We start from the raw sequence: 4,902 nt of genomic DNA, 5'->3' as shown, positions 1-4,902 counted from the left end.
CTTGGGGTGGGCTTGCCCGGAAGCCCTTTTCGAGCTGAAGGATCCGCTGCCCAGCCTCTGACCATACGGCGGCCTCAAGATCGGGCGTCGGCAGAAGAGCAACGTCGTGACAGAGAAGCCGCCGCTTCCATAGGCCGAATTCCGCAGCCGTCATGACGAAGAACCAGGACGCGAGGGCGGAACTCAGAATGCCAGCGAGAAGACGTGCCGATTTGACGTGCGCTACTGGTAGCGCGGCTCCGAAAAAGGCGTTCGTGAAGACAAGATCGCGATCCGAGATCGCAACAACTGGCCGTGGGCCACCTGCAAGAAACTCCTGCACGAGCAAGATTGGGGCTCGATAGATATCTCGTGATCTAGGCCACTGTGCGTGATTCTGGCCGAATTTGGGTAGACCCTTCGGAAAACCAAACGGACGAAGGTCACCCGTTTTTAGAATTTCAAGCTCCCGCAATGAGCGGGCGTCACGGGTTTGATTGTGAGCGCTTCCCCGAATTAGTCCCACGTGCATCTGTGTTCCGAGACCAGACAGTCGTTCTCCGAGCGATTTGTTCGACACTGTCAGCGTGTCGAGGAGTTGAAGGTCGCGGCGACGGCCAACAGCGGCTGTCTTTAGGCGTGTGGGCTGTTGTTCCCATTCGGCGAGTGACAACTCAACGATATCGCTAGGTGCGATCTCGAAGGTGTGGCTCTTAGCTCCAGCAGGGGACCAAGGCACCTGGACGACGGTCATCTGATCGGCGGGTTGATCGCGGTGTCGTGCGAACAGAGCGACGGCCGGCATTGTCGCAGTGGGAAACAGCCACCCCGACAGGTTTGACAAATTGACCAGGGTCACCGGGGACAGGCGCTTTACCACGTAGTGAGACGCCGCTGCACCGGTCTTGCTCCCGCTGAAGAATGGCATGGCACTGAGGATCATGCCGAAGCGGGTTTTGTCGTGCGCGAACTCCGCTGCGCGCAAGACGAAATCAAGCCCTTCGCCACGAGGTTGGCTAGGCATCCTAGGGGTGCCCGTTTGTCGACGCACGGCAGTACCGGCCTTGCCCTTAAAGCTCCAAGGCGGATTTCCAACAATGAGATCAAACTTCTTCAAACCGTCCCGCGCGTTCAGCACGGCCTTTCCAGTAAGCGTGGTCTCAATATTGCGCGCGTTGCCGACGAAAAGTGTCTTGCCAATCAGCGGGTTGAACTTGAGGGCGCGCGGTGGTTGCGGATCGGGATCGAGTTCGAGCGCGGCCAAATACAGGCTAAAAGCCGCAACTCGAATAGCGGCTTCGCTAATGTCGACGCCGTAGACCTGTCCATAGAGAGTCGAGCGGATCAAAGCGCGGGTCGGTGGCGCTCCGCCCGACCTCAAGGCGACCAGCCGTCGGAGAGCTTCGACGAGGAAAACCGCGGACCCGCAGGTTAAGTCGAGAACGGTTTCCTTGCCGGACAATCCGACCATGACCTCGTCTAGCACAAGCGAGACCAAGGGGAGGCGAGTATAGTAGACACCTAGACGAGCCGCCTCTGTGGATCGCGGTGCCCGTTGCGAACGTAATGACGACGAATGAGAGAATTGTTCGTAGATCGAGCTTATCAACTCTACCGGAATGATGTCGAATTGATATGGGAAGAGGTTCGTTTGCCCGGTAACTGGTTCAACTGCCTGCAGGAAATCGGCGACCCGGTTTAGATGCGCCGAGCGAGGTGTATTCGCTGCCGATGCGGGCGGAAACATATCGCCATTAAATGTGTCGCTCAGCCAGGTGAACAGACGTTCGGTCGCAGCGCGTTCGCGTAGAATTGGCGGAAGGGTCGCGTGGCCACACAAAGTCTGCAACCGGTCTGGGCCAACAATTCCACGATCAATTAGATATTGCGTGAAGATGGATCGCCCGATCAACCCTTGCGCTTCGGCCCGTTTGAGATTGGCTGCGACCAAATCGCGTTCAAGAAGCGCAATATCGGACAAGAGCTGTTGATCAACTCCGGTCTTGCGGTCGACGGATGGCGCCTGAGCCCAAAACTGTCCTGTCTCCATGGCCAATCGACCGGCCAGGGCATCGAGCTCGCTAAGCGCGGCATCGATGTTTCGAAAAGTCTGCAATCGGTTCTTGGCTGCGTCGCCAGTTCGTTCGGGGCGCCCGAAACCGTTGTAGAGATCGATGTGGTCGGGAGAGATGACCCACAGGAGCGGTGCGAATCCTTCATTCCAGACTTCCCGCCGCCATGCCGTGACAGTCTCATCAGTGGGGCGGACAGTCTCGAATTTGAAATAGACTGTTAGGGCCGATGAGCCCCGCCATAAGCCATCTGGCGAAAACAACCGTCCTTTGCGCATGCGTCGAGCGTCGTCGCCCAGATGCACTCCCGGCGCGGGCTGGCCATCCGGAAGGTAGCCGGTCGCTTCCAACACCCGACGAAGGGGCTCTGGATTCACGTTCCGCTCCGCACGATTTGGGGCGGAAATGGCAACGTTGTCTGCTCTGCCACCGGGAGGATAGGGACCATCTGACGGTGCAAACGGTCAACTAGCGGCCCAAGAGGAATCACCAGCGTAGCGGAGTCGAAACGCTTGGTGGAGAGGTCAGCGGCAGCCAATATCGCGGCACCGTCTGTAGTGATGACAGCCATGGCTTCCTCCAGGGCCGCGGGACGTGCTTCGGCGAGGAGTTGGAAGAGAGTATTGATGCCGAAGCTCACGCTTGTGATGTGGACCCCAAACGTGGAAATAACCTGTCTCGTCGCGGCCAAACCGACGACGTCGGTGAAGGTGAAGCGCGCCGCTTTCCCTGGCTTGGTTGCCAAGTAGGGTATGGCGCGTCGCCAATGACGAACGGTCTCCGCAGAGACGCTGGTTAGCGTGCGCGCCTGCTCTTGGGTAAACTGAATCGCAACGATCTCAGTCATTCTTGTCACCGACAACGGGAAACCCTGGTGACATTTACCGGATTTGGATAGCATCGGCAACAGTCACTGAGGTCGCACCTGCCAGCTGACGCGTGCACAATTCCCCATCCGTGGCTTCGCCCTCCGCGGTGCGCGCCTCGCGACTTTACGCCGTCACCCGCGCAGCGGGGTTACGGGGGTTACGGTGACAGGTGCACAATAGCCGATTTGCGTCTCGCTCCGCCCCCGCTGGAACGGACCTCGCCGTCGAGCTCTTGCAGAGCCCATTTTTCCAAACCGCTGCGGCTGTCAAGGATCGCCTGCGGCGACCGCCGCGCGGCGGCGCGCCAGAAAGGCGCGTCCTTGACAGCCGCAGCGGTTTGGAAGTTTCGCCGCCAAGAGTTCGACGGCGAGGTTCGTTCCGCTTCCGCCGCCTGCCAGTTCGTCGGATACCCATCAGCGGCCGTCGAGCTCGCAACCCCGGCCACTTGAGCAAATGACTCGTCATGGCCGGGCTTGTCCCGGCCATCCACGTCTTTCGCCGACGACGGCGCCCGCGATAGGATGCGGCGCGATGCGCGGCGGCTGGGTCTACATCATGACGAACCGGCCCGACGGCACGCTCTATACCGGCGTGACGAGCGATATCGCGCGCCGCGCGCACGAGCATCGCGAGGGCCTGATTGATGGCTTCACGCGCCGGTACGGCCTCAAGCGACTGGTGCTCATTGAGTTCTACGAGGACATCCGCGACGCCATCCAGCGCGAGAGCAATATCAAGCACTGGCCCCGCGCCTGGAAGGCGCGCCTGATCCACGCCGCCAATCCCGACTGGCGCGATCTGTACGAAGACCTGAACGCGTGAATCGATGGCGAAGACGTGGATGGCCGGGACAAGCCCGGCCATGACGGAATTGCGGTAACGGGTGCACAATTCCCCATTCGGGTCTTGCCCGCCCCGCGTATCATCGACGTGGTCGGCGGCTCACCCGCGCAGCGGATTGATTGCCTTCACGTCGGCGAAATCCCGCTCGTTGTCGGTCATCACCGTGCAGCCGTGCGCCTCGGCGACGGCGGCGATGATCGTGTCGAGCGCGCTACGTGGCCGGCCCTTCTTCGCGCCGTCGACCATCAGTCGCGCCCAGATCCGCGCCGCGGCCTCATCGAACGGCAGCACGCGGCCGGCGAATAGCGCCTGCGGGCCTTCCGGCCCGGAAAACCAGGCCTCGAGGGCATCTCGGCGCTTTCCGGCCGGCTTTTCGAGAACCGCTCGGCGGATTTCGGCGACGGTCAGCGAGGCGATGAACAGGTCCTCGTCGACCTGCTCGCTCATCCAGGCGAGCAGGGAGAGCGACGGGGCCGGCTTGGCGATGTCGCTGAGGATGTTCGTGTCGAGCAGGTAGCGCATCAGATCCGGACTTTCCGTCCCGCCTCGCGGGGACGGGTCAGATCGAGATCGGCGCCGACCAGCGGCGAGCGCCTGAGCGCCGCCAGGACGCCGCCCTTCTTCGGCGGCTCGCCGGCGATGGTCTGGCTGACGGCGGCGCGCAGGCGCGAGGCCTCCGGGCCTTCCTCCGCCAGGCGGCGCGCCAACGATCGGATGAGGTCGCGATCGGCGTCGCGGCCGAGCACCTCGAAGCGGGCCAGGCCGCGTTCGCCGAGGCGGGATCGATAGTTCCGGATCGCGCGCTTTTGCGAATCGCCCACGACGACCTCCAGCCTATTTCCAGTAATATAGCCAGAGTGTGGGGTCTCGGCAAGATGCGGATGTCGGCGCGCGGCTTGCCCCAGATGCGTGGGTCATTTGCCCACCGCTTATGCATGCCGGCCTCTTGCCTTTGACAGTCCGGCACGCGTTCCAAACCGCGGCGCTGATCACAAACGCGTTTGTTGGCGAACGGTAAGCGCCTTCCGCCTCTTGGAAATTTTGCCGTACGACATAGCTCCAACGGGACGAAGACAGTGGCGCAACTCGGCGCCAAAGCGGAGTTTCTCGTGAGTGACGAAACTGCAATTTGCAATCTG

The 4,902-nt window shown here is 61.4% G+C and carries 5 protein-coding genes; 1 reads left to right on the top strand and 4 read right to left on the bottom strand.

Features of this window, described 5'->3' with window-relative positions; translation table 11 throughout:
* A partial coding sequence (locus tag ABSF49_RS20050) for an N-6 DNA methylase (RefSeq protein ID WP_424114402.1) occupies positions 1-2,428 on the bottom strand: 2,428 nt, incomplete at its 3' end.
* A complete protein-coding gene (locus tag ABSF49_RS20045; RefSeq protein WP_424114401.1) occupies positions 2,425-2,898 on the bottom strand; it encodes a hypothetical protein in 474 nt (157 codons plus the stop codon). The genes ABSF49_RS20050 and ABSF49_RS20045, both read right to left, overlap by 4 nt.
* Before the next feature lie 553 nt (positions 2,899-3,451).
* Here ABSF49_RS20045 and ABSF49_RS20040 point away from each other — a divergent pair.
* Positions 3,452-3,742 (top strand): GIY-YIG nuclease family protein, encoded by a 291-nt coding sequence (locus ABSF49_RS20040; RefSeq protein ID WP_424114400.1) that lies wholly within the window; start codon positions 3,452-3,454, stop codon positions 3,740-3,742.
* A gap of 120 nt (positions 3,743-3,862) precedes the next feature.
* Here the strand turns inward: ABSF49_RS20040 and ABSF49_RS20035 are convergent, their stop codons facing one another.
* Together ABSF49_RS20035 and ABSF49_RS20030 are read right to left on the bottom strand one after the other, a co-directional pair.
* Positions 3,863-4,285 carry a type II toxin-antitoxin system VapC family toxin gene (locus ABSF49_RS20035; RefSeq protein ID WP_424114399.1) on the bottom strand — a complete coding sequence of 141 codons (423 nt, stop codon included), beginning with the start codon at positions 4,283-4,285 and terminating at the stop codon, positions 3,863-3,865.
* Complete coding sequence (locus tag ABSF49_RS20030) at positions 4,285-4,584, bottom strand: hypothetical protein (RefSeq protein WP_424114398.1); 300 nt, start codon at positions 4,582-4,584, stop codon at positions 4,285-4,287. Before ABSF49_RS20030 ends, ABSF49_RS20035 begins: the two co-directional genes overlap by 1 nt.
* Positions 4,585-4,902 lie beyond the last annotated feature (318 nt).

Origin of the sequence: Roseiarcus sp. (genome assembly GCF_049514155.1) — a bacterium.
Taxonomy (GTDB): domain Bacteria; phylum Pseudomonadota; class Alphaproteobacteria; order Rhizobiales; family Beijerinckiaceae; genus Roseiarcus.
Note: the sequence above shows the minus strand (reverse complement) of the source record. Positions and strands in the feature narration are given on the sequence as shown.